This is a genomic window from Curvibacter sp. APW13 (assembly GCF_032337135.1).
Lineage (GTDB): Bacteria > Pseudomonadota > Gammaproteobacteria > Burkholderiales > Burkholderiaceae_C > Allorhodoferax.
Genome location: NZ_JAVXZZ010000002.1, coordinates 1,012,987 through 1,037,517, shown reverse-complemented (window position 1 = coordinate 1,037,517; position 24,531 = coordinate 1,012,987). Strand labels below are relative to the sequence as shown.

Annotated in this window: 23 protein-coding genes and 1 tRNA gene; 9 read left to right on the top strand and 15 right to left on the bottom strand. The window is 63.4% G+C overall.

The window, feature by feature from the left end; translation table 11 throughout:
* The first annotated feature begins 5 nt into the window (after positions 1 to 5).
* Positions 6 to 82 (top strand) — tRNA-Pro (locus tag RQP54_RS13095).
* Between the two features lie 94 nt (positions 83 to 176).
* On the opposite strand, the gene argA is transcribed toward RQP54_RS13095, so the two are convergent.
* Positions 177 to 1,526: an amino-acid N-acetyltransferase gene (gene argA / locus RQP54_RS13090; RefSeq protein ID WP_315678837.1), complete on the bottom strand. Its 1,350-nt coding sequence runs from the start codon at positions 1,524 to 1,526 to the stop codon at positions 177 to 179.
* A gap of 130 nt (positions 1,527 to 1,656) precedes the next feature.
* Between argA and hrpA the strand changes: the two genes are divergently transcribed.
* The gene (gene hrpA, locus RQP54_RS13085) at positions 1,657 to 5,583 is read left to right on the top strand and encodes an ATP-dependent RNA helicase HrpA (RefSeq protein WP_409997572.1); all 3,927 of its coding nucleotides are present in this window, start codon (positions 1,657 to 1,659) and stop codon (positions 5,581 to 5,583) included.
* A gap of 94 nt (positions 5,584 to 5,677) precedes the next feature.
* Here hrpA and RQP54_RS13080 read toward each other — a convergent pair whose 3' ends face one another.
* A complete protein-coding gene (locus RQP54_RS13080) occupies positions 5,678 to 6,382 on the bottom strand; it encodes a glutathione S-transferase family protein (RefSeq protein WP_315678783.1) in 705 nt (234 codons plus the stop codon).
* A gap of 113 nt (positions 6,383 to 6,495) precedes the next feature.
* On the opposite strand from RQP54_RS13080, the gene RQP54_RS13075 reads away from it, so the two are divergent.
* Entirely contained in the window at positions 6,496 to 7,383 is an 888-nt protein-coding gene (locus RQP54_RS13075; RefSeq protein WP_315678781.1) for a TIGR02285 family protein, read from the top strand.
* 27 nt (positions 7,384 to 7,410) lie between these two features.
* Here RQP54_RS13075 and RQP54_RS13070 read toward each other — a convergent pair whose 3' ends face one another.
* From RQP54_RS13070 to RQP54_RS13030, 9 genes are all read right to left on the bottom strand, one after another.
* Positions 7,411 to 7,842: an Hsp20/alpha crystallin family protein gene (locus RQP54_RS13070; RefSeq protein ID WP_315678780.1), complete on the bottom strand. Its 432-nt coding sequence runs from the start codon at positions 7,840 to 7,842 to the stop codon at positions 7,411 to 7,413.
* Positions 7,843 to 7,981: 139 nt separating this feature from the next.
* Positions 7,982 to 9,121 carry a PQQ-dependent sugar dehydrogenase gene (locus RQP54_RS13065; protein WP_315678779.1) on the bottom strand — a complete coding sequence of 380 codons (1,140 nt, stop codon included), beginning with the start codon at positions 9,119 to 9,121 and terminating at the stop codon, positions 7,982 to 7,984.
* Between the two features lie 11 nt (positions 9,122 to 9,132).
* The gene (locus RQP54_RS13060; RefSeq protein ID WP_315678778.1) at positions 9,133 to 9,696 is read right to left on the bottom strand and encodes a thymidine kinase; all 564 of its coding nucleotides are present in this window, start codon (positions 9,694 to 9,696) and stop codon (positions 9,133 to 9,135) included.
* A 12-nt stretch (positions 9,697 to 9,708) separates the two neighbouring features.
* Positions 9,709 to 10,497: a phosphatase PAP2 family protein gene (locus RQP54_RS13055; protein ID WP_315678777.1), complete on the bottom strand. Its 789-nt coding sequence runs from the start codon at positions 10,495 to 10,497 to the stop codon at positions 9,709 to 9,711.
* 146 nt (positions 10,498 to 10,643) lie between these two features.
* Positions 10,644 to 11,237: an EcsC family protein gene (locus tag RQP54_RS13050; protein ID WP_315678775.1), complete on the bottom strand. Its 594-nt coding sequence runs from the start codon at positions 11,235 to 11,237 to the stop codon at positions 10,644 to 10,646.
* A complete protein-coding gene (locus RQP54_RS13045; protein WP_315678774.1) occupies positions 11,218 to 12,387 on the bottom strand; it encodes an exonuclease domain-containing protein in 1,170 nt (389 codons plus the stop codon). Before RQP54_RS13045 ends, RQP54_RS13050 begins: the two co-directional genes overlap by 20 nt.
* Positions 12,380 to 12,925, bottom strand: coding sequence for an NUDIX hydrolase (locus tag RQP54_RS13040; protein ID WP_315678773.1), 546 nt, complete (start codon positions 12,923 to 12,925; stop codon positions 12,380 to 12,382). The genes RQP54_RS13045 and RQP54_RS13040 overlap by 8 nt, the downstream gene beginning before the upstream one ends.
* A 12-nt stretch (positions 12,926 to 12,937) precedes the next feature.
* Positions 12,938 to 13,645 (bottom strand): fumarylacetoacetate hydrolase family protein, encoded by a 708-nt coding sequence (locus tag RQP54_RS13035; RefSeq protein WP_315678772.1) that lies wholly within the window; start codon positions 13,643 to 13,645, stop codon positions 12,938 to 12,940.
* Between the two features lie 9 nt (positions 13,646 to 13,654).
* Complete coding sequence (locus RQP54_RS13030; RefSeq protein ID WP_315678771.1) at positions 13,655 to 13,957, bottom strand: antibiotic biosynthesis monooxygenase; 303 nt, start codon at positions 13,955 to 13,957, stop codon at positions 13,655 to 13,657.
* 90 nt (positions 13,958 to 14,047) lie between these two features.
* On the opposite strand from RQP54_RS13030, the gene pgeF reads away from it, so the two are divergent.
* Positions 14,048 to 14,863 carry a peptidoglycan editing factor PgeF gene (pgeF, locus tag RQP54_RS13025; RefSeq protein ID WP_315678769.1) on the top strand — a complete coding sequence of 272 codons (816 nt, stop codon included), beginning with the start codon at positions 14,048 to 14,050 and terminating at the stop codon, positions 14,861 to 14,863.
* On the opposite strand, the gene RQP54_RS13020 is transcribed toward pgeF, so the two are convergent.
* Positions 14,756 to 15,073 (bottom strand): hypothetical protein, encoded by a 318-nt coding sequence (locus tag RQP54_RS13020; protein WP_315678768.1) that lies wholly within the window; start codon positions 15,071 to 15,073, stop codon positions 14,756 to 14,758. The genes pgeF and RQP54_RS13020 overlap by 108 nt on opposite strands.
* A gap of 86 nt (positions 15,074 to 15,159) precedes the next feature.
* Between RQP54_RS13020 and RQP54_RS13015 the strand changes: the two genes are divergently transcribed.
* From RQP54_RS13015 to RQP54_RS12995, 5 genes are all read left to right on the top strand, one after another.
* Positions 15,160 to 16,875 (top strand): class I poly(R)-hydroxyalkanoic acid synthase, encoded by a 1,716-nt coding sequence (locus tag RQP54_RS13015; RefSeq protein WP_315678766.1) that lies wholly within the window; start codon positions 15,160 to 15,162, stop codon positions 16,873 to 16,875.
* A gap of 34 nt (positions 16,876 to 16,909) precedes the next feature.
* The gene (locus tag RQP54_RS13010; RefSeq protein WP_315678764.1) at positions 16,910 to 18,088 is read left to right on the top strand and encodes an acetyl-CoA C-acetyltransferase; all 1,179 of its coding nucleotides are present in this window, start codon (positions 16,910 to 16,912) and stop codon (positions 18,086 to 18,088) included.
* An 89-nt stretch (positions 18,089 to 18,177) separates the two neighbouring features.
* Complete coding sequence (phbB, locus tag RQP54_RS13005; protein WP_315678762.1) at positions 18,178 to 18,915, top strand: acetoacetyl-CoA reductase; 738 nt, start codon at positions 18,178 to 18,180, stop codon at positions 18,913 to 18,915.
* Positions 18,916 to 19,146: 231 nt separating this feature from the next.
* Positions 19,147 to 20,469 (top strand): HD-GYP domain-containing protein, encoded by a 1,323-nt coding sequence (locus RQP54_RS13000; protein ID WP_315678761.1) that lies wholly within the window; start codon positions 19,147 to 19,149, stop codon positions 20,467 to 20,469.
* Entirely contained in the window at positions 20,466 to 22,871 is a 2,406-nt protein-coding gene (locus RQP54_RS12995) for an EAL domain-containing protein (RefSeq protein ID WP_315678760.1), read from the top strand. The genes RQP54_RS13000 and RQP54_RS12995 overlap by 4 nt, the downstream gene beginning before the upstream one ends.
* A 15-nt stretch (positions 22,872 to 22,886) precedes the next feature.
* On the opposite strand, the gene RQP54_RS12990 is transcribed toward RQP54_RS12995, so the two are convergent.
* The 3 genes from RQP54_RS12990 to RQP54_RS12980 all read right to left on the bottom strand — a co-directional run bounded on the left by RQP54_RS12990 (position 22,887) and on the right by RQP54_RS12980 (position 24,501).
* Positions 22,887 to 23,699 carry a sulfite exporter TauE/SafE family protein gene (locus RQP54_RS12990; RefSeq protein WP_315678759.1) on the bottom strand — a complete coding sequence of 271 codons (813 nt, stop codon included), beginning with the start codon at positions 23,697 to 23,699 and terminating at the stop codon, positions 22,887 to 22,889.
* A 251-nt stretch (positions 23,700 to 23,950) separates the two neighbouring features.
* The gene (locus tag RQP54_RS12985; protein WP_315678758.1) at positions 23,951 to 24,286 is read right to left on the bottom strand and encodes a cell division protein ZapA; all 336 of its coding nucleotides are present in this window, start codon (positions 24,284 to 24,286) and stop codon (positions 23,951 to 23,953) included.
* Positions 24,283 to 24,501, bottom strand: a complete 219-nt coding sequence (locus RQP54_RS12980; protein ID WP_315678757.1) for a DUF904 domain-containing protein — start codon at positions 24,499 to 24,501, stop codon at positions 24,283 to 24,285. The genes RQP54_RS12985 and RQP54_RS12980 overlap by 4 nt, the downstream gene beginning before the upstream one ends.
* Positions 24,502 to 24,531: the final 30 nt, after the last annotated feature.

Here is a 24,531-nt window from a genome sequence, read left to right as displayed (position 1 = left end):
GGCTTCGGTGTGTGGCGCAGCCTGGTAGCGCACTTGCATGGGGTGCAAGGGGTCGAAGGTTCGAATCCTTTCACACCGACCAATCAGCAAGCCCCCAAGTAGCAATACTTGGGGGCTTTTCTGTTTGTTGGGTTGGATGGCCGGTGGCGCGAAATGGCCACCGCGGCATGCGTCTCTCAGCCGAGCTTCTTCACCAGGACCTGGCTCTTGCGGTCCCAGTTGTACTTGCGCTTGCGGGCTTCGGGTAGCCAGTCGGGGTCGACCTGCTGGAAGCCGCGCTTGAGGAACCAGTGCATGGTGCGGGTGGTCAGCACAAAAATGCTGTCCAGCCCGGCGGCCTTGGCGCGCTGTTCGATGCGCTTGAGCACCTTTTCGCCGTCACCCTGGCCCTGCGACTCGGGGGACACCGTGAGCGCCGCCATCTCGGCGGTGCGTGCTTCGGGGTAGGGGTAGAGCGCAGCGCAGGCGAAGATCACGCCGTCGTGCTCGATGATGGTGTAGTTTCCGATGTCGCGCTCGATCTCGGTGCGGCTGCGCTTGACCAGGGTGCCGTCCTTCTCGAAGGGTTCGATCAGCTGCAGGATGCCGCCCACGTCTTCCTCGGTGGCCTCGCGCAGGCTTTCCAGCTTTTCGTCCACCACCATGGTGCCTATGCCGTCGTGCACGTACACCTCCAGCAGGATGGCGCCGTCCACCGCAAAGGGGATGATGTGGCTGCGCTCCACGCCGGCCTTGCAGGCCTTCACGCAGTGCTGCAGGTAGAAGGCGGTGTCGGTGGGCTGGTTGGCCGCGGGCAGTTGCTGCAGCAGCTTTTCGGCAGCTGCCAGCGGCAGCTCGGTATCGATGGGGTTGTCGTCGCTGGCAGGCTGTGTCGGGTCCTGGCGAATGCCGGGTACCTCGGTGATGAAGATCAGCTTGTCGGCCTGCAGGGCAATGGCCACCGAGGTGGCGACTTCTTCCATGTTCAGGTTGAACGCCTCGCCGGTGGGCGAAAAGCCGAAAGGCGAGAGCAGCACCATGGCACCCATGTCCAGCGTCTTGGTGATGCCTGCAATGTCCACCTTGCGCACCAGCCCGCTGTGCTGGAAATCCACGCCATCGACAATGCCGACGGGGCGCGCGGTGATGAAATTGCCCGAGATCACGCGCACCGTGGAGTCGGCCATGGGCGTGTTGGGCAGGCCCTGGCTGAACGCAGCTTCAATTTCGTAGCGCAGCTGGCCGGCGGCTTCCTGGGCGCAGTCCAGCGCCACCTCGTCAGTGATGCGGATGCCGTGCGAATAGCGCGCCGTGTGCCCCTTGGCCTGCAGCTGCTCATTCACCTGCGGGCGAAAGCCGTGCACCAGCACAATCTTCACCCCCATGCTCTGGATCATGGCCAGGTCCTGGGCCAGATGCTGCAGCTTGCCCGCGGCAATGGCCTCCCCCGCGATGCCCACCACGAAGGTCTGGTTGCGGAACTTGTGGATGTACGGTGCTACCGAGCGGAACCACGGAACAAAGGTGAAATTGAAGACAGAGGTCATTGCAAGGCGGCTGGCGCGGTAGGGGCTGGGATAATCCGCCATTCTCTACGAAGTTTCTGCCTTGACCGCTCCGAGTTTGACAATCGATTTCCCCGAAACCCTGCCCGTGTCGGGCAAGCGCCACGAGATCATGGAGGCGCTGGAAAAACACCAGGTCATCATCGTCTGCGGCGAGACGGGTTCGGGCAAGACCACCCAGCTGCCCAAGATTGCACTGGCCATGGGACGCGGCAAGCTCAACTACCCGGCGGGGCAGAGGGGGCGCCTCATCGGCCATACCCAGCCGCGGCGTATTGCGGCCAGCAGTGTGGCCAAGCGCATCGCCGAAGAGTTGAAGACACCGATGGGCGAGGTGGTTGGCTACAAGGTGCGCTTCAACGACCGTCTGGGCAAGGATGCGTCGGTGAAGCTGATGACGGACGGCATCCTGCTGGCCGAAACCCAGACCGACCCGCTGCTGCAGGCCTACGACACGCTCATCATCGACGAGGCGCACGAGCGCAGCCTCAACATTGATTTCCTGCTGGGCTACATCAAGCAGATATTGCCTCGCCGACCGGACCTGAAAGTGGTGGTGACGTCGGCCACCATCGATGCCGAGCGCTTTGCCGAGCATTTCGCATCCGCCAAGGGCAAGGCACCGGTCATCATGGTGTCGGGGCGCATGTTTCCGGTGGAGCAGCGCTACCGCGCGTTCGAGGAGAGCCGGGAATACGACCTCAACGATGCGATAGCCGAAGCGGTGGACGAGCTCTGGCGCGTACCGGAGCAGCAGGGCGACATTCTGGTGTTCCTGCCCGGTGAGCGCGAAATCCGCGAGGCCGCCGACCATGTGCGCAAGCACCTGAGCCACAACCCGGTGCTGCGCCACGCCGAGGTACTGCCGCTGTTTGCGCGCCTGAGCCAGGCCGAGCAGGACCGCATTTTCGACGGCCACACCGGGCGGCGCATCGTGCTGGCCACAAACGTGGCCGAAACGTCCTTGACCGTGCCCGGCATCCGATACGTCATTGACGCAGGTACGGCGCGCGTGAAGCGCTACAGTTTCCGCAGCAAGGTGGAGCAGTTGCTGGTGGAGCCCATCAGCCAGGCGGCAGCCAACCAGCGTGCCGGGCGCTGCGGCCGCGTGGCCAACGGCATCTGCATTCGCCTGTACGACGAGAAGGACTTTGCCGGGCGCGAGCGTTTCACCACGCCCGAAATTTTGCGTAGCTCGCTGGCTGGCGTCATCCTGCGCATGAAGTCGCTGCGCCTGGGCGCGGTGGAAGACTTCCCCTTCATCGAGCGCCCCAGTGGCCGCGCCATTGCCGACGGCTACCAGCTGCTCAACGAGCTGGGCGCCGTGGACGATGCCAACGAACTCACGCCACTGGGCCAGGAACTGAGCCGCCTGCCGCTGGACCCGCGCGTGGGCCGCATGCTGATCGAGGCGCGCGAGCGCAATGCGCTCAGCGAAGCGCTGGTCATTGCCTCGGCCCTGAGCGTGCAGGACGTGCGCGACCGGCCCATGGAGGCGCAGCAGCAGGCCGACGCCGCGCACAAGAAGTTCGACGACGAGAAGAGCGAATTCACCGGCTACCTGAAGCTGTGGAAATGGATTCACGAGGCGCGGGGCGAGAAGACGGCGGCCACGCCCGGTGCCCAGCCGACCCACAAGCTCACCAACCGCCAGTACGAGCAGCTGCTGCGCGCCAACTTCGTCAACATCCGCCGTGTGCGCGAGTGGAAGGACATCTACACCCAGCTGCACACCGTGGTGGCCGAGCACCAATGGCGCGAAAACCAGCTGCCCGCCACTTACGAGCAGCTGCACCTGTCCATGCTCGCGGGCTTGCTGGGCAATGTGGGTTGCAAGGTCGAGGCGGAAAACGCGTCCGGCGAATACCTGGGTGCGCGCGGCATCAAGTTCTACCCGCACCCCGGCGCCCACCTCACCAAGAAGCCGGGGCGCTGGATCGTGGCCTCCGAGCTGGTGGAAACCACGCGCCTGTTCGGGCGCGGCGTGGCTGCCATCGAGCCGCAGTGGCTGGAGACTGTGGGCGCGCACCTGCTGAAAAAGCAGCTGCTGGACCCGCACTGGGAAAAGAAGGCCGGGGAAGTGGTGGCGCTGGAGCGTGCCACGCTCTATGGCATCGTGGTCTACAGCGGCCGGCGAGTGAACTACAGCCGCTACGACATGGCGGCGGCGCGCGAAGTCTTTATCCGCGAAGCGCTGGTCAATGGCGACTGGGAAACCCCGCTGCCGTTCCTGGCGGCCAATCGCAAGCTCTTCCGCCAGGTGGAAGAGCTGGAGCACAAGGCCCGCCGCCAGGACGTTCTGGTGGACGACGAGCTGATCTACGCCTTCTACGAGCAGCAATTGCCCGCCGACGTGTGCAGCGGCTACAGCCTGGAGCGCTGGTACCGTGAAGAGGTCAAGAAGCAGCCGAATCTGCTCAAACTCACCCGCGACGAGCTCATGCGCCACGAGGCGGCAGGCATCACCACCGCCTCCTTCCCGAAGACTTTGCGACTGGGCGGTGTGGACTGCGCAGCCACCTACCTGCACGAGCCCGGCGACGCCCGCGACGGCCTGACCGTGACTGTGCCCTTGTTCGTGCTCAACCAGGTGAGCGAAGAGCGTTGCGAATGGCTGGTGCCCGGCATGCTCAAGGACAAGGTGCAGGCGCTGCTCAAGACCCTGCACCAGCGACCGCGCTCGCGCCTGGTGCCGTTGCCGGAGACGGCGCAGAAATTTGCCGACCAGCTCAATGCGCCGGAAGTGTTCGGCTCCGGCAGCCTGACGGACGCTGTGCTCAAGCTCGTGAAGGACGCCACCTCGCTGAACTTGGTGCGCGCCGACATCAAGGTGGACATGGTGCCGGCGCACCACTTCATGAATTTCCGCGTGGTCGACGAGCACGGCCGCCAGCTGGGGCAGGGGCGCAACATCGGTGCGCTCAAGGCCGAGTGGGGCAAGCAGGCGCGCGGGGCCTTCCAGGCGCTGGCACAGCTCAAACTCGCCGGTTCAGAGCCAAATCAGGCTCCAGTCCGCGTGGATACTGCGCAAGCAGCTACCAAAAGCATAGCAATTGCAGCGGGCGGCGTTCACGGGCAAAAAGTGCCTTCTGCCCGCACAGACACTGCGCAAGCTGCTCCCAAATCAGGAGCGTCTTCGGCCGCACCCCCGCAGGCCGGTCAGCGCCACACGGCCTGGACCTTTGGCGAACTGCCCGAGTTGCTGGAAATCAAGAAGGGCGGCCAGACGCTGATCGGCTTTCCGGCCCTCATCGATGGCGGCGATGCGGTCAGCATCGAGGTGTTTGACGAGCCCGAGGTGGCGGCTTCCAAGCACCGCGCCGGGCTGCGGCGACTTTTCGCGCTGCAGATCAAGGACGCGCTCAAGTACCTGGAAAAGAACATTCCCGACCTGCAGAAGATGGGCGTGGCCTACATGCAGGTGGGCACGCTCGAAGGCGGCAAGGGCGCCAGCGGCGGCACCGTGGAGGAACTGCGCGAGCAGATCCTGGCCGTGGCGCTGGACCGCGCTTTTCTAGCCGACCCACTGCCTACCGACGAATTCGCATTCAAGAAGCGTGTGGAGGAGGGCCGTGGGCGCCTCACGCTCATCGCCAACGAGGTGGCGCGCCTGGCGCTCACGGTGCTCACCGAGTACGCGGCTGCTGCACGCAAGATCAAGGACAGTAAGAACTGCGGCGAAGCGGCGGTGGACGCACTGCAGCAGATCCAGCGCCTCATGGGCAAGCGTTTCCTCACCGCCACGCCCTGGGAGCGGCTGCAGCACCTGCCGCGCTACCTCAAGGCCATCACGCTGCGGTTGGACAAGTACCGCGCCGACCCGGCCCGCGACACCACCCGCCTGCTGGAGCTGCGCCCGCAGGAGCAGCGCTACTGGCGCCTGGTGGCCGAGCGCAAGGGCGTGAGCGATGAGCGGATGGACGAATTCCGCTGGCTGCTCGAAGAGTTGCGCGTGAGCTTCTTCGCCCAGGAACTGCGCACCCCGCAGCCGGTGAGTGTGAAGCGGCTGGAAAAAGCCTGGACACAATTGGCCAATTGAGTTCAGGCTTTTCGGTGCAGGGTCACATCTGCCCGCAGGGCATGTGGGCCGGAACCAAAAGGCCTGGGCGCAGTTGCAGAGTTGAAGCGCCGAATCAACCCCAGTATCTTGATTTCATGCGCTCACAGTAGGCCAGCAGCTGCGGGTACTGGCGGGCATGGCGCTGCAGTGGGTGGTCCAGCGGTGCCCACAGGATGTTGGCCATGAACGCGTAGACGCTGGCATCGAGCGAGCAGGGGGTATCGCCCATGAAGTAGGGCTTGTCTCCCAGGAAGTCGGCCACGGCCGTGATGTCCCGCTGACCTATGGCGGTGATCTCTGCGGCGGTGTGGCGCCCCATGCCGTGGCCGTGCAACTCCTGCCGCATGCTGCGGCGGGCCAGCGGGGGGACGAACCAGCGCAGAGGTCGCGGCATCTTGCAAAAGAATGCGACACGCGTCAGTGCCCAGCCCGCAGGTTCGATCCATCGGCTGTAGAGCACGGCCCAATACAGGTTTTCCTCCAGCAAGCGTTGGAACGCCAGCGCCTGGGCTTGCTGAGAGGGAGATAGCCAGTCGTCCAGCGCGATGTGGTGCTTGGCCTTCAGGTGGTCAATGATGAAGGTGGAATCTGCAACCACGGCGCCGTCGTCCACGATGTAGGGAAGCTTGCCAGCAGGCGCCTTGCCCAGTACCTGCATGCGCAGGGGCGGTGCCTCGTAAGGCAAACCTGCCATGCGCAGCCAGGTTTCCACTTTCATGCAGAAGGGACTGGCATTGGGCAAGCCGTAGACGGGGTCGAATTGGTGCAGGGTGATCATGGGAGTCAGCGGGGTGCGGTTGATCTCAGGTGGGTTTGGCGTTGCGGGTATACACCATGGCATTGGCGCACTATGATGCCATTCCACCACGTTGGAAAGAAAGGCGATGGACCATGCAAAGCGCCAGACGGCAATTTCGGACCGGTTTGCTTTCTGCCGCAGCTTGGGTGCTTGGGTGTTCCGCAGCGTTCACGGTCAACGCCGAATCGGTCACTTGGATCAGTACCGAACTGGCTCCCATGACCATGCCCGTGGGGGATCGCGCCGGGGAGGGATACATTGACCAGATCTACAAGTTCCTCGTCGAGACCCTGCCGCAGCACAGTCTGAAGGAAGAGGTCGTACCCCCGCCGCGTGTGATGTTCATGGCGCAGCGTGGCGGCGGCATCTGCACCAGCCTCCTGTTCCAGACCCCCGAGCGCGAAGCCTATCTGCGCTTCACGCCCCCTTATGGTTACCTTTACCCGATTGGCGTGGTCACGCGGGGCAGTGACCAAGCCCAGTTTGCGCCGTACATCAGCAAGGCTGGTTACTTCATGCTGGACAAGGCGTTGCAGGACCAGCGCTTGGGGCTTGGCATTGCAGGAGGGCGCAGCTATGGGGGCAAGATCGATGCCCTGGTCAAGCCGCAAGTGGAAGCAGGTGCCAAGAACATCCAGCAGATCTACCAGGACGAATCGACCAAGGTGCTGCTGGCCATGCTGGAGCGCCAGCGCTTTGATTACATGTTCGCCTTTCCCAGTGAGATCGAGTACTTCACTGGGCCCACGAACAACCTGCGCTTTTTTCCGATTGAAGGCAACAGCGACCTGTTGCCCGGGCGCTTCAGCTGCACCAAGAGCCCCGAAACCGACAAGATTTTTGCCGACCTGACGCGTCTGGTGCAGACCCGCAAGGTCCAGCCCACCTTCATGGCCGCCTACGAGCGCTGGCTGCCCAAGTACCTGATCAAGTCCTACCGGCAGCGCCTGCAGGAGCTGCAGGGCGGCACGACGCCCTGACAGGCGCCGTAGCACGACCTGCGCGCTTCAGTCGATCGACAGGCGTTGGGCGCCCGAGCCTGCCTGGCGTTTGGCCAGGGTAAGTGTCAGCACGCCGTTTTCGAACTTGGCACTGGAGCGGTCCTGGTCAATGTCCACCGGCAGCTGGAAGCTGCGAGAGACTGCGCCGTAGTAGCGCTCCGAGCGCAGTACCTTTTCATTGCGGGCCGTGCTGTCGTGCTGCTTGACTTCGGCACGCAGGGTCACTACGGGCCCATCCAGCGTGATGTGGATGTCTTCCTTGGGAACGCCAGGGATCTCCGCATGCACCGTGTAGGCCGTGTCGCTTTCCTTCACATCAATCTTGATCTGCTGTGCGCTCGGCAGCGGGTCGCCGTGCAGGGGCTTGACGTAGTAACTGGGGGCAACGTCGCGGAAGAAGTCGTCGAGGAAATTGCCGCGATGCATCAGGGAACTCATCTTGTACTCCTTGGTTCAGTGGTGAACGGGACGCACACCCTGCGCGCCCCTCAACCTGAAATTTAGGAGCTGTGGGAACAAACTCAAGCCACGCGAACAGGGTTTTTGACCTGGATCAAACGCTCCCCGTCAGCCAGTCTCAGGGGCTGGGAACCAGTCGCAGCAGGCTGCCTTGGGGATGGTCCGTCAGAAGGTAGATGTAGCCGTCCGGGCCTTGTCGCACATCGCGTACACGCTCGCCCAGGTCAGTGAGCAGGCGGCTTTCTTTCACAACCGGGCCGGTGAATGGCGCAGCCAACTCCAGCCTGGCCAGGTGGGTGAACTTCAGTGAGCCCACCAGCAGATTGCCGACCCAGTCATCGCCATAGCGCTTGCTGGTCACGAAGGCCATGCCAGAAGGCGCTATCGATGGCGTCCATTGGTGCACTGGTTGCTCGGTACCTTCCTGCTGCGTCTTTCCGTTGCCCACTGCGGTGAAGTTGTAGTTGCGCCCATAGCTGACCAGTGGCCAGCCGTAGTTCGCGCCGGGGCGTGGCAGGTTGATCTCGTCACCGCCCATTGGCCCGTGCTCATGGATCCAGAGTGTGCCGTCCGGCGCCAGTACCGCGCCTTGCGGGTTGCGGTGACCGTAGCTCCAGATTTCCGGTAGCGCACCGGGGGTGGTCGCAAAGGGGTTGCCCGGGGGAATGCTGCCGTCTGCAGCCACACGGACGACCTTGCCGTGGTGGTTGTCGAGCTTCTGGGCGTCGTCCCGGTGGTGAAAGCGTTCGCCCAAGGTCAGGTAGAGCACGCTGACAGGCATGGCGGCCGTCGGGGGGCTCTGGGCAATGCGACAACCGAAGTGCAGGGTGCTTTTGACCTTCGGTTGCTGTACGAAGATGGTCCGCACCGAATCCAGCCGGCTCGCATCGGCCGACAGCGTGGCCACCGCCAAGGCCGTGCTGTTGGTTCGTCCGTCAGCGCTTGGCTGGGCGTAGCAGAAGTACAGGCGCCGGTTGTCGGCAAACCCCTTGTCGAGCACCAGGTCGAGCAATCCGCCTTGGCCTGCGCTGGCGACCTCTGGCACACCCTGAAGTGGCGGGCCGATGCGGCCATCGGGTTGCACCACGCGCATTCTGCCGGGGCGTTCCGTGACCAGAAAAGCGCCATCAGGCAAAAAGGCCACGGCCCAGGGGTGTTCCAGGCCTTTGGCAATGGTCTGTACCGAAACTTCCGCATGGGCGGCCGCACCCAGCAGGGCCAGGGACCAGAGCGCTTGGGTCAACGGGCGTCGGTGCATCGCAGTGGGTCCTAGAAGTCGGAGTAGAAGCAGCGGGCGCACGACTGCTTGTAGCGTTCGTTGCCGCCCACCACCACCTGTTCACCTTCCTTGACCTTGCGGCCCTGGTCGTCGAGGCGCACGTTCATGGTTGCCTTGCGGCCGCAGGCGCAGATGGTCTTGATCTCTTCCAGATCGTCCGCCAGCGTCAGCAGCGCGGCCGAGCCCGGGAAGGCGTTGCCGCGGAAGTCGGAGCGGATGCCGAAGCAGATGATGGGCAGCTTGCAGGTGTGTGCCACGCGGTGCAACTGGCGCACCTGTTCGGGGTGCAGGAACTGGGCTTCGTCAATCAGCACGCAGGCCAGGCCATGGTCTGCGGGCAACAGAGCCGAAAAATCGGTGCGGTCGTCGAACACCTGGGCTTCGCGCGTGAGACCGAGCCGCGAATTGATCTTGCCCACACCCGCGCGGTTGTCGATGGCAGCGGTGAACAACTGCACCCGTTGGCCCTGCTCCTCATAGTTGTAGGCGATCTGCAGCAGCGAGGTGGATTTGCCGGCGTTCATTGCCGAATAGCGGAAGAAGAGCTTGGCCATGGAAAGCGAAATTCAGTGGGCGTGGGGCATGGGGTGGGCGCGGCCAGCCAATCCGAAGCGCACGAACAGGGCTGGCATCAGCAAGGAGACGAAGATGCCGCTGATCAGCCCCTTCATCAGGTTCCATTGCATCGGATCCATGGTGTTGCCGGCGCCCAGCACCTTGAGCAGCTTCTGCTCCGCAATGAAGGCAGCCGCACCGATAACCCCCACCAACACCTTTTTGGGTAGTTCGGATGGAGGCGCGTAGTCCAGCTGGGCGTCGTCCACATGTAGGGCCCAGGTGGCGGCGGCCAGCCAACCGGCGAGCATGGGAACGTAGTCCGGTGCCGTGCCGGGCCACGTCTTCAGTGCCAGCCCAGTTACCACCGCGATCAGCAGGGCGCTGGTGGTGAAGTGCAGCTGCCAGCGCAGGTTGCGGTGGCGCAGCGATTCGAAGATGACCAGCGTGACGGCGCCGATGGCAGCACCCACCGTCACGTCTTCGAGGTCATGCACGCCCAGGTACATGCGGCTGGCCATCACGCCCAGTGCGATCAGCCCGCAGAGCACCCAGGCCCACAGGGCGCGGATTTCCCAGGCCAGCCACATCCACATCACCACCGCAAGCTGCGCATGGCCGCTGGGCAGGCCGTAGCTCTTTTCCACCAGGTCGTCCAGACGCAGCTCCATGGGCGGGCGCGGGTCCTGGAACCAGTCCTTGGCATAGGCATTCACCAAGGCAGAAATGGCCACCAGCACCAGCAGGCGGTAGAACACGGTCTTGCTGGCACTCCAGTAGCCGATGGCCATGAAGAACATGATGAAGGTGGCTTAGCCGAGCCACGACAGGCCGAAGGCGAGCTGGGTCAGCAGCTCGGTGCGGTAGGGGACGATCCAGGCGACGTCGTGCCAAAGGTTCATGCTTGCTCCTCTATTTGTAGCTGTCTACGCAATATCCACAAGGGCTATCGCTTGATTTCGTCGATGACGGTGGCGCGCTCGAACAGCTCGGTGGCGTTCTTGGCGACCTGTAGGGTATCAAAGTAGGCGTAGGCACCCACGGTAGCGGCGCCCAGGAAGGGTACGAAGCGCGAGGCACTGCGCTTGAGCAGCGTCTTGGACAGTGCCAGGCCCAGCTGCTGGGTGATGCTCTGCAGCATCTTGTAGGTGGTTTGCTGCACCACGGCGCGCTCACCCACGCGCACGATCACGTCGCGGAACAGCTGCGCGGCCACGTGCTTGAACAGGCAATACAGCATCTGTTCACGGCCCAGCTGGCTCTTCTTGCCGTATACCGATGCAATGTCGGCCACCATCTGGGCCTGCACCTTCCACACGCCCAGCAACTCGGGCAGTACGGTCAGCCAGCCCAGGATGCCGGGCGGCAAGGCCATGGAGGCTGCAATCAGGCTGGTCTTGCGCGCGGCATCGCGGGCGATCGCCTGCGCACGCACAGCGGGGAGCTCCACGGGCTGCTCCGTGCTCTCGGGTATGGCCACCACCAGGTCCAAGATGGCGCTCTGCACTTTTCCGAGTTCGTCAGCCGGTGAATTCACCATGGGTTGTCCTTGTCCACAGGAATAGGTGGGGGTCGTGCTTGAGCGTGGGCAGTCGCTTTTGCAGCACGCGGAACACTTCGACGTCGAATGGGCGCTGCGCGGCCCGTTCGGTGTGCAGGTCCAGTTGCTGCAGTTCTTCCTCGCTCTGTGCACTGCCCAACCAGCGCCACTGGTCAAACACGTGCACGGCACTGCGTTCGCTGCCCGGGTGGTATTCGCGGATGGCCAGCGGTGCCGACAGCGGCCAGGCGGGCAGGGTAGCCAGGGTGAACTCCAAGGTGGCGCGCTCGCGCTTGAGCAGCCGGTTGTGGTGGGGCTGCAGTTGGGCCACCAGGCGGTTGCGCTCGATCAAGGCCCCCAGTTCACCGGCGGTCGGGTGTGCGTCGATGGTGACGGTCTGATCCGTCAGTTCACGGTCCTTGGCTACCGTCTTGGCGCTTTGGATGTGCTTGAGCACGCGCTGGCGCAGGTGGGCTGCCTTGCCTACATAGATGGCTTGGCCTTGAGCATTGCGCAGCACGTAGGCCCCGGGCCCTTCGGGAAGGTCGGTCAGCGGGGTCTGCAGGTGGGCAGGCAGGTAGCCGTTGCCTTGCAGCAGACTTTGGGCTGCCGCTTGCACGGCTTGCGCTCCGAGTTCGCGGGTGGCAATGTCCAGCCAGGCCAGCACGGCGTCCACGTCGCCCATGGCGCGGTGCCGGGCTTCGTTGAGCAGCCCGTGGCGCTGGCTCAGTGCATCCAGGCCATGCCCCTTGAAATGCGGGTACAGCCTGCGTGACAGGCGCACCGTGCACAGGGTCTGCACGTTGAGCAGGGCGCCGGCGCGTTCCATTTCCTTGGCGAGAAAGCCATGGTCGAAGCGTACGTTGTGCGCCACCAGCACGGCGCCGTGCAGGAGTTCCTGCACCCGAGGCAGCAGTTCGGCAAATGGGGGGGCGTCCGCCACCATGGCGTCACTGATGCCGGTGAGCGATTCGATGAAGGGCGGTATGGGCTTTCCCGGGTTGACCAGGCTGCTCCAGCGCTGTGTTGGTGTGCCGTCCTCGACCCGCACCATGGCTATTTCGGTGATGCGGTCGTGTTCGGCACTGCCCCCGGTGGTTTCCAGGTCGAGCATCACATAGCACGGCAGCATGGCGGGTGCGTCAGACAAGGTCGATGGTATGAAAGCGGAATTGGCCGCTCTGGCGGTCGGCAAAGTAGCGCTGAAGGGTTTGCTTGACGGTCTGGAATGCGATCTCGTCCCAGGGAATCTCGTCTTCATGAAAAAGCCGCGCTTCCAGCGTTTCCGAGCCGGGGTCGAACTGCTCGCTGGTCAGCCGCGCCCGGTAGAACAGGTGCACCTGCCCGACCACGGGCACGTTGATGAGCGAGAACAGGTCTTCCAGTTCGAACTGGGCACCGGCTTCCTCCACCGTTTCCCGGGCGGCGCCAGCGGCCGTGGTTTCACCCAGTTCCATGAATCCGGCCGGCAAGGTCCATTTGCCCCAGCGGGGTTCGATGTTGCGCTTGCAGAGCAGCACCCGGTCATCGAAGTAGGGCACCGTGCCCACCACATTGAGCGGGTTTTCGTAATGGATGGTCACGCAGGATGGACAGACGGCGCGCTCCTTGGTGTCGCCATCGTCGGGCAGGCGGTACACCACGGCCGTTCCGCATTCGCGGCAATGGCGGATGGGCTTGCGGTGCATGGTCTGGCCCTTTCAGGGAGTTGCCGGGTCGATGCGCACCGCGAGTGCGGGCAGGCCTTCGACCTGTGCCAACAGGGTGTCGCCGGGCTGCACGGCCGCGACACCGGCAGGCGTGCCGGTAAAGATGAGGTCGCCCGGCTGCAGGGCCCAGGCCTTCGAGATTTCTGCGATGGTCTCGGCCAGGTTGTAGATCATGTCGCTGATCCTGCCGCTCTGGCGCAGCGTGCCGTTGACGTGCAGGGTAATGGCGGCATCACCGAGTCCGGGCACCTGTTCGGCGGGTACCAGGGGACCGATGGGGGCGCTGTGGTCAAAACCCTTGGCAATGCACCAGGGGCGCCCCTGTTTCTTGGCCTCGGCCTGCAGGTCCCGTCGGGTCATGTCCAGCCCCACGGCGTAGGCCGCGATGTGGGATGCTGCATCCGCCACGGCAATGTTGGCGCCACCCTTGCCGATGGCGACCACGAGTTCGACTTCATGGTGCAGGTTGGCCGTCAGGCTCGGGTACGGCATGGCGGCCGGATGTTCCGCATTGCCGGGCAGCACCGCATCGGCGGGCTTCATGAAGAAGAAGGGCGCTTCCCGGCCACTGTGGCCCATTTCCTGGGCGTGCTCGGCGTAGTTGCGCCCCACGCAGTAGATGCGACGCACCGGAAACAATGCGGTGGTGCCGGCGATCGGCAGCGAGGGAATCGGCGTGGGAGGGATCAGGTAGTTCATGGCGAGCCTTCAGGCAGACTTGGTGACGAGTTCGAAGTGCTCGACCACTGGAGGTGCGGCAAAGAATGGTCCCACGATGGAACGCCATTGGGTGAATGCGTCGGACTGGCGAAAGCCCACGGTGTGGTCCTCCAGGGTGTCCCAGAAGATCTGCAGGATGTAGCGCTCACTGCTTTCGATGCCGCGGTTCACCTTGTAGCCCTGAAACCCTTTGGCTTTTGCGATGACCGTGGTCAGTCCGCGGGCAATGGCTTCTTCAAACGCGGCGTTCTGGCCGGGGTGGATGCGGATGTCGGCCAATTCGAGAATCATGGGGGCTCCTCTGCGGGGTAAAACGGGTTGGTGTCAATGGTAGCGGCTTGGCGTCATGGTTTTGTCGTGAGGCTGGTTTATCCTTCCTGCATGCACGTGTGTTCCCTGACCGAAGAAGCCATCCTGCGCCCCCAGTGGCCGGTGCCTGCAAACGTCCGCGCCGTGTTCACCACGCGCCAGGGGGGCTGCTCACCGGCACCCTACGAAAGTCTCAACCTCGGTACCCACGTGGGTGACGATCCTGCAGCGGTGGCCGCCAACCGCACCGCCCTGCGGCAGTGGGTGGGGTTGGCGCCAAATTACCTGGAGCAGGTCCATGGAACGGCGGTGCTGGAGTTGGTCGAGCCGCTGAACTTAGTGCCCTGTGCCGATGGCAGTGCCAGCGCAGCGGCCGGTGTGGTGTGCACCGTGATGGTGGCGGACTGCCTGCCCATACTCCTCAGTGACAGCCGGGGGCGTTGGGTCGCCGCGTTGCATGCGGGCTGGCGCGGTTTGCTCGGTACGGCCGGGGTGGGAGTCGTGGAGCAGGGTGTGGCTGCGTTTTCCACCTTTTTTCAGGCTGAATCCCGCCACGATGCTGCGTATCAAGCTTCTGAATTAATAGCGTGGCTGGGGCCGTGCATTGGCCCTGCGGCCTTCGAGGTCGGCGACGAAGTGCGCGCTGCGTTTGTGGCGAGCGATGCCGGAGCGGCCGCCTGCTTTGTTGCGCACCACGGCAAGTGGTTGTCAGACTTGCCTGCGCTGGCCAGAAGGCGACTCGCTGCCTGCGGTGTTACACGGGTCTATGGCAATGACGGTTCATTGCCGTGGTGTACGGTCAGCAACCCCGGTCGCTTCTTCAGCCACCGGCGCGACCGGGTCAGTGGTCGCATGGCCGCCTGCATCTGGCTCGATGCTGGCTTGTGAGAGGTACTGGGCCCGCTCGGCCGCTTCGCGTTCGCGCAAGGCGCGCTTGCGCGCCGGTGTGCCCATGAAGTACAGCATGAGCCCGATAGGTAGAAGCCCGTACAGCACGAAGGTGATGATGGCGCCCAGAATGGTGCCGTTGGTGTTGGTGGCTTCGGCGAAGGCCATGAGCAAGGCCACATACAACCAGCCGATGGGAAGGATGTACATCGTTGGTAACTTCTGTCAGGTTGGTGAGAGGTGAATGCAGTGATACTACGACTATTGTTCAGTACGCAGATTTGTGAGGTGGTGGTGTGAGTCAGTCTCCCAATGAATTCTGGGCCCAGGCAACGCAACAATTCCAGGACAGTCTTTCCACCGGGTGGACCAAGGCCTTGCAGTCCTTCCAGACCATGGACTTCGGTGGCGCCGCAGCGGGCAGCCAGCAGACTGTGCCGAACATTCAGTTCAATGCCAAGAAGCTCGAGACCTTGCAGAAGCAGTACATGACCGAGGCTATGGAGCTGTTCGGGCGGGGCATGCAAGGCCCCAATGTCGGCAATGACAAGCGCTTCGCCGATCCGGCCTGGGCGTCGAACCCGTTGGCCGCCTACAGCGCGGCCGTCTACCTGCTCAACTCGCGTACCCTCATGGGCCTGGCCGATGCCGTGGAGGCCGATGCCAAGACCCGCAACCGCATCCGCTTCGCCGTGGAGCAATGGTCCGCTGCCGCGGCCCCCAGCAACTTCCTGGCCTTGAATGCCGAGGCCCAGAAGAAGGCCATCGACACCAAGGGGGAGAGCATTGCCAAGGGGGTGCAGAACCTGGTGCATGACATCGCCCAGGGGCATGTGTCCATGACCGACGAGAGCCTGTTCGAAGTCGGCAAGAACGTGGCGACCACGGAAGGCTCCGTGGTGTTCGAGAACGAACTGTTCCAGCTCATCGAGTACAAGCCGCTCACGCCCAAGGTCTATGCCACACCGTTCCTGATGGTGCCGCCATGCATCAACAAGTTCTACATCCTGGATCTGCAGCCCGACAATTCCCTGGTGCGCTATGCCATCTCGCAAGGGCACCACACCTTCATCGTGAGCTGGCGCAACCCCGATGCGAGCCTGTCGCACAAGACCTGGGACGACTACATTGAGGACGCCGTCATCCAGGCCATCGCTGTCACGCGCGAGATCACCGGCGCACCGCAGGTGAATGCCCTGGGCTTCTGCGTCGGCGGCACCATGCTGGGTACGGCCCTGGCCGTGCTGGCGGCCCGCGGCGAGAAGCCGGTCAAGAGCGCGACCTTCCTCACCACTTTCCTGGATTTTTCCGACACCGGCATTCTGGATGTGTTCATCGACGAAGCCTTCGTGAAATACCGCGAGCAGGAGATGGGGAACGGGGGGCTCATGAAGGGGCAGGACCTCGCGTCCACGTTCAGCTTCCTGCGTCCGAACGACCTGGTCTGGAACTACGTGGTGGGCAACTACCTCAAGGGGGAGACGCCACCGCCGTTCGACCTGCTCTACTGGAACTCGGACTGCACCAACCTGCCGGGCCCGTACTACGCCTGGTACATCCGAAACACCTACCTCGAAAACAACCTCATCAAGCCCGGCCGTGCCACGGTGTGCGGTGTGCCCCTGGATCTGGGCAAGGTCGATACCCCCGTCTACATCTACGGCTCGCGTGAAGACCACATTGTTCCCATCGATGGCTCCTATGCTTCCACCCAGGTGCTCAAGGGCAAGAAGCGCTTTGTCATGGGCGCCTCCGGTCATATCGCCGGTGTGATCAACCCACCCGCCAAGAAGAAACGCAGCCACTGGATCCGTGCCGATGGCAAGTTGCCCAAGACCCACGCGCAGTGGATGGAAGGTGCCGTGGAGCATCCGGGCAGCTGGTGGACCGACTGGTCGGACTGGCTGCAGACCCATGCCGGCGCCCAGGTGCCAGCGCCCAAGCGCTATGGCAGGGGCAAGTACAAAGTCATCGAGGCCGCCCCCGGCCGCTATGTAAAGGCCAAGGCCTGATTCATTACCCTTTCCCGTGTTAGGAGACATTTCCATGGAAGACATCGTCATCGTTGCGGCGGCACGCACCGCTGTGGGCAAATTCGGCGGCACGCTCGCCAAGACACCGGCCCCCGAGCTGGGCGCAGCGGTCATCAAGAACCTGCTGGAGCGCACCAAGCTCGGTGCCGACCAGGTGGGTGAAGTCATTCTCGGACAGGTGCTGACCGCCGGAAGCGGCCAGAACCCCGCCCGCCAGGCCCTGCTCAAGAGCGGCATTGCCAAGGAAACGCCAGCATTGACGATTAATGCCGTGTGCGGCTCGGGCCTCAAGGCGGTCATGTTGGCGGCCCAGTCGGTCGCCTGGGGCGATAGCGAGATCGTGATTGCGGGTGGCCAGGAAAACATGAGTGCCTCGCCGCACGTACTGCTGGGCAGCCGTGACGGCATGCGCATGGGCGAGTGGAAGATGGCTGACACCATGATCGTCGATGGCCTGTGGGACGTATACAACCAATACCACATGGGCATTACCGCCGAAAACGTGGCCAAGGCACAGGGCATTACCCGCGAGATGCAGGACGCCCTGGCGCTGGCCAGCCAGCAAAAGGCTGCCGCGGCACAGGATGCGGGCAAGTTCGTCGACGAGATCGTGCCATTCAGCATTGCGCAGAAGAAGGGCGATCCGATCGTCTTTGCTGCCGACGAGTTCATCAACCGCAAATCGAACGCCGAAGCATTGGCCGGGCTGCGCCCCGCGTTCGACAAGGCAGGCAGCGTGACCGCCGGTAACGCGTCGGGCATCAACGACGGCGCGGCTGCCGTGATGGTCATGACGGCCAAAAAGGCTGCCGCCCTGGGCCTGACACCGCTGGGTCGCATCGCCAGTTTCGGCACCACCGGGCTGGATCCGGCCCTGATGGGCCTGGGCCCGGTTTCTGCCACGCAACGGGCCTTGGCGCGTGCGGGCTGGAAGGCGTCCGATGTCGACCTGTTCGAGCTCAACGAAGCCTTTGCAGCCCAGGCCTGCGCCGTGAACAAGCTGCTGGACATCGACCCCGCCAAGGTCAACGTCAATGGCGGCGCCATTGCCATCGGTCACCCCATCGGCGCCTCGGGCTGCCGCGTGCTGGTGACGCTGCTGCACGAGATGCAGCGCCGCGGTGCAAAGAAGGGCGTTGCCTCGCTGTGCATCGGTGGCGGCATGGGCGTGGCCCTGACCATCGAGCGCTGAACCGAAATACGGGGAATTGGCCGCCTGCCCCCGTACAGCAAGCGCAGGCAGCTATACAAACTGTAGCAACAACCCAAGAGGAGCAAGTAATGAGTCAACGTGTCGCGTATGTCACCGGAGGAATGGGCGGAATTGGGACCGCCATCTGCCAGCGTTTGCACAAGGATGGTTTCAAGGTCATTGCTGGCTGCGGCCCGACCCGCGACTTCACCAAGTGGCTGGATGAGCAAAAGGCCCTGGGTTACACCTTCTACGCATCGGTGGGCAATGTGGGGGACTGGGATTCCACCGTGGAAGCGTTTGCCAAGGCCAAGGCCGAGCATGGCACCATCGATGTGCTGGTCAACAACGCCGGCATCACCAAGGACCGCATGTTCCTGAAGATGAGCAAGGAAGACTGGGATGCCGTCATCGGTACCAACCTCACCTCCATGTTCAACGTCACCAAGCAAGTCGTGGCCGATATGGTGGAAAAGGGCTGGGGCCGCATCATCAACATCTCGTCGGTGAACGGTGCCAAGGGCCAGGCCGGGCAGACCAACTACTCGGCAGCCAAGGCCGGCATGCACGGTTTCTCCATGGCCCTGGCCCAGGAACTGGCCACCAAGGGCGTGACGGTAAACACCGTGAGCCCTGGCTACATCGGTACCGACATGGTCAAGGCCATTCGTGCCGACGTGCTGGAGAAGATTGTCGGTACCGTGCCGGTCAAGCGTCTCGGTGAGCCGAGCGAAATTGCCTCCATCATCGCCTGGCTGGCGTCGGACGAAGGTGGCTACGCCACGGGCGCCGAGTTTGCCGTCAACGGCGGTTTGCACATGAGCTGATGCTCAGGTGGCCATGCGCAATGGCGCATGGACATGCCTGCTCCAAAGACCCCGGTTTGCCCAGGCTGCCGGGGTCTTTTGCATGGTCGGGCCGGCGACATACCGGGGGTGGTACGCTAGGAATATGCGAGCGCAGCAAAGCCTTGCAATTCGTGGTAATTTCGGCCAGTATCACCACTTGGATGTGTGACGGTCACCAGGGAGCCGGGTCCAGTCAGGGCCCAGTATTGAATGCACAAAGACGTTTTTCCATCCGTTGATATCGACGACCTGCGCTTGGGTATGTTTGTCATGCTCGATATCGGCTGGTTGTCACACCCCTTTCCCACCAATCGGTTCAAGCTTTCCCAGACGCACCAGATCGAGACACTGCGTCGACTGGGATTGCGCAAGGTTCAGATCGACCCTTCCCGCAGCGACGTCGGCGATGCAACGCCCGCTGGCGTGTCTGCGTCCGCCGCGCTGGCCAGTGCGCAGGCCGCGGCGCAGGCTGCGGCAGCACAGTTGGCCGCCGAGCGGGCGGCGCGTCAGGCCCTGGAGCGTGCCGAGCGGGCACAGTTGCTCGCGGCGCAGCAGAAGAACCTGCAGGCGTGCGAAAAGCGTTTTCAGGAGAGCAGCCGGGTCTACCGAAAAGTCGCTGACATCAGCGCGGCCAAGCCCAAGGAAGCTGCGGAACAGACCCAGGTGCTGGTGGCGGGATTGCTTGCAGACATGGCTGGCGCTGGGGAGCTCTCCATCCGTCTGCTTTCCGAGTCGGCCGGGGAGAAGTCCGCGCAGCATCCGGTCAATGTCACGATCGTGTCCTTGCTGCTGGCCCGTGCCATGGGTATGCCCCTGGCCGACCAGCAGGAACTGGGGGTTGCAGCCTTCCTGCATGACATAGGCAAGCTGCAGATTCCAGAGCGTGTGCGTTGGCCAGTGGATGGCTTCAACGCCACGGAAACCCGCATGTACCAGGAACATGTGGCCTGCAGCGTGCAGGCGGCAAAGCTCATGGGGCTGTCCGGTGCTGCCACACTCGCCATTGCACAACACCACGAGGGGCACGACGGGGGCGGATTTCCGAAACGCAGCAAAGGCGATGAAATCGGTGCCCTCGGACGCATCCTGTCGGTGGTTAACCGTTACGACAGCCTCGTCAACCCCGTGCGGCCAGCAGCGGCACTGACGCCGCACGAAGCGTTGGCGGCGATATTCAGCCAGTTCAAATCCCAGTGCGAGCCTACGGTGCTGTCTGCATTCATTCGGATGATGGGTATCTACCCCCCGGGCTCGGTGGTTCAGTTGTCGGATGACCGCTATGCCATGGTGGTAGCAGTCAATTCCAGTCGCCCACTCAAACCCAGCCTGGTCATCCATGATCCGCGAGTTCCCCGGCACGAAGCCTTGATGGTCGATCTGGAAAAGCTCCCCGACATCAGCATACGCCGCAGCATTCGGCCGCAGCTGTTGCCAGCAGAGGCACTGGACTACCTTGCGCCGCGCCTGCGTGTGAACTACTTCTTTGAAGGTGCAAGCGAGTTGCCGACACCCGCAGAGGATAGTGCGGCATGAAGGACATGCTGCAGTCCTGGCTCTCTGCATTGACCGATGCAGCTTGGCTGGTCGACCCGCATACCCTGCGAGTGGTCGTGGCCAACCAGGCAGCATCCCAGTTGCTGGGTATCGGGCCCGAGGAACTGATCGATCGTCCCGCGATCGAGCTCATGGCCTCTCCCGAGGATATGTACTACTGGGAGGATGTTGCGGCGGGTCACGCTGAAGGCATTCACTCCCAGACCCTGGTGCGTTCCATCCAAGGCGTGGGCATTGCGGTTGAGCGCAAGGTCAGCCGGGTATGGCTGGACGCAGGGACCCCGTTTTTCCTTGTGGTGTTGCGTGACATGCGCTCGCAGCTCGCGCGTGAGGCGCTGCTTGAAGAACGATTGGATGACCTGCGCGCGACGCTGGAATCCAGTCACGACGCGCTGCTGGTGCTCGACCTGCACGGGGGCGTCAAGCATTTCAACCATCGCTTTGCCCAGATGTGGCAGCTTCCCGATGCGATGCTGGACGACGCCAAGCTCGCGGCATTGGGTACCCATCTCGAGTCATGGATGTCTGATCCCGATGCGTACCGCGCCCGGTGGCAAGTGATTGCACAGTTGCCGGAGCAGGCTGCATCGGATCATCTCTACCTGCGTGACGGGCGTATCGTGGAGCGACGGGTGGTACCGAAGTTCAGCCGTGGACGCGTGATGGGGCGCGTGTGTTCCTACCGCGATGTCACTGCCCAGGTCGATGCCGAGCGACGACTGCAACTGGCTGCCAAGGTGTTCGATTGCAGCCCGGATGCGATTTTCATTACCGACGCAGGGCATCGCCTGGTCCAGGTTAACCCGGAGTGCGAACGGCTGGTCGGGAGTCCCCTTTCGGAGTTGATCGGGCGCGAAGCCACGTCACTGTTTTCCGACCCATTGCGGCCCGATTATTTTGTCGGCGTAGCGCGCGCCCTGGACGAAGAAGGTATCTGGAGTGGCGAACTGGTGCATGAGCGACAGGGTCGTCGGTTCCATGTGCAGGTGTCGTGGGTGGCGTTGCGCGATGAGCACGGACACCTGGTCCATACCGTCGGCTTCGTGCAGGACCTCACCGCCCGGGTCGAGGCAGAAAAGCGTATCGACGTGCTGGCCAGCACCGATCTGCTGACCGGACTGCCCAACCGTCTGATGCTGGCGCAGCGGGCCGAACTGATGCTGGGGCTGAGCCAACGCCAGGGCATGCCCTGTGGGGTGCTGTTTGTCGACCTTGACCGATTCAAGAGCATCAACGAGTCTTTCGGACATGCCCTTGGTGACCGGGTCCTGGTGGAAGTGGCACAGCGCATCCGGCTATGTCTGCGCGAAGTGGATACGCTCTCCAGGCTCGGTGCCGACGAATTCGTGGTGTTCCTGCAGGAAGCAGACGCGTTTGGGGCAGAGATTGCCGCACGGCGCATCATTGCCGCATTGGGGCAGCCGTTTGAAGTGCAGGACATGGACTTCTCGCTGGGTTGCAGCATCGGCATCGCGCTCTATCCCGACGACGGACGTACCGTGGATGAACTCATCCAGTGTGCCGACACCGCCATGCAGGGTGTCAAGGAGCGTGGCCGGGGCTCGCTGCGCTTTTACCAGCCGCAGATGAACGTGGACTGGCTCTCGCGCATCCGCATGGAGCATGCCATGCGGCAGGGGCTGGAACGGCAGTTGTTCAGGCTCGTGTACCAGCCCCAGATATCCTTGGAAACCGGGCAGTTGGTCGGGGCCGAAGCGTTGTTGCGGTGGCACGACCCGGAACTGGGGCAGGTGCCGCCGTCGACCTTCATTCCCTTGGCGGAGGAGTCCGGCTTCATCATCAACCTGGGCAACTGGGTGTTGGGGGAGGCGGTACGCCAGGCAACGCTGTGGCAAAAGCAGGGCATGCCGGTGGTGGTTTCCGTGAACGTGTCGGCCTTGCAGTTCCACCAGGCCGAATTCGTGGAGCGGGTGGCCGACTCAATCCGTGGTGTCGGGCTGGATCCGGCCTTGCTCGAACTGGAGCTCACCGAATCCATCCTGGTCAAGGACGCCGAGGAGGCGCTCGCCAAGCTCGACGCGCTGGCTGCCTTGGGCCTGAGCCTGGCCATCGACGATTTCGGTACTGGTTACTCGAGCCTGGCTTACCTGAAGAAGTTTCCTATCTCCAAACTCAAGATTGACCGAGCCTTTGTCATGGGGCTGCCCGAGGACGAAAGCGACAAGGCCATTGTCAGCGCCACCGTGGCGATGGCGCGGGCTCTGAAGCTCGCAGTGGTGGCAGAAGGCGTGGAAACGGACGCGCAGCGCAGCTACCTGCACAGTGTGCAGTGCGCCAGCTTCCAGGGCTACCTGTGCTCGCCAGGCCTGGATGCCGATAAGTTCACCGAACTCGTTTCAAGGCTGCCAGGCAACGGCTGACAGCGCCCTGGCGCGTCAGCCGTGCAGACCCTTGTAGCCCATGTACAGGGCCAGTCCGTAGAGCAGGACAGCAAACACCTTCTTGAGCTTCGCCACCGGCAGGCGGTGGGCCGTCTTTGCGCCCAGTGGAGCCGTCAGAACGCTGGCTGTGGCAATCGCGGCCAATCCGGGTAGCCAGACATAGCCCAGCGAGCCCACCGGCAGCCCGCCAACCCCTTGGCCGCTGGCGATGAAGCCGGCGCTATTGGCCAGCGCAATCGGGAACCCCAAGGCCGCGCTGGTGGCTACGGCATTGATGACCGGCACGTTGTGCGCCACCATGAACGGTACGCTGATAAAACCGCCACCCGCCCCCACGAGACCGGACAGGAAGCCGATGCCGCTGCCCCAGCCCAACTGCCCTGCGGTGCCTGGCATCTGGCGCGAAGGTTTGGGCTTCTTGTCGAGGAACATCTGGGTGGCCGAAAAGCCCACGAAGACTGCAAAGAACAGGGCCAGCGCCGTGCCCTTGAGTATGCTGAACACGCCCACGCTGGCCAGCATGGCGCCCAGCACGATGCCGGGGGCCAGGCGCCGAACGATGTCCCATCGGACACCACCGCGCTGATGGTGGGCCCGCACGCTCGAAATGCTGGTGAACACGATGGTCGCCATGGAAGTGGCAATGGCCATCTTGACGGCGAGGTCGGCAGGCACACCGCGGGCGGAAAGGATGGCGGTGAGGAACGGGCCCAGGAGCATGCCCCCGCCAATGCCCAGCATGCCAGCAAGGAAACCAGTGACCAGGCCCAGCGAGACCAGTTCAATGAGCAAAGAGGGTTCGAGCATGGCGGAGCGGGGGAGAGCGGGCTACGTAGGTGCTGCCCGGTGTGAAAGAGGGTGTCTGCGAGCGCCACCGGGCCGCATCCTGAACCGGAGTTCAGGTGGGCGAGGTCAACTGCACATTGGGTCCATCTAACGCGAGACGGTCACGCTTGCACAGTGATGTTCCAAGCCCGGGCGCTATGCGCATTGGTTCAAGGAAATATAAAGCCCGGCAGCATCGCAGACAGGCGTGATTCTACGCCTGTGCGGCCAGCTCAGAGCAATTGCCCGTCCTCACCCAGTGCAGCGTCCAGGCGCTCGAGCAGCGAGGTCAGCAACATCGACGACTCCGCCGGTGTAACGGTCGTCGAGGGCACGGCAGCCATGCTGGAGGTAGATGGCGTGGGGGCAGGCACGGGGTCGAGATCGAAGGCCAGGTTCAATGCAGCCAAGACAGCGATGCGGTCGCGTGCACGCACCTTGCCTGCGTCGCGGATCTTGCACATGGCGGTGTCGACGCGCTCGACGGCATCGAGCAGGCGACTTTCGCCACCTTCGGGGCAGCCCAGCAGGTAGCTTTGCCCCATGATTTGTACTTCGAGTTGCTTCATGGCGATGGCGTGGTCGAAGATTCAGGCAGCCGTTGGATCAGGGCGTCCACCCGCGCACGGGCAGCCTGCAAGCGCGAGCGCAGCGAGTCGCGCTCGTGCGTGAGTGCCGCTACCTGCTCGTTGAGCAGGGCGTTGGTGCGCCGCAGTTCCTCGTAGCGCAGCAGCAGGCGCTCGACGCGCTCGGCGACCTGGTCGATTTGGCTTGGATTCGACATAAGCCTGCCATTGTAGGGTTTGTGCAAGCG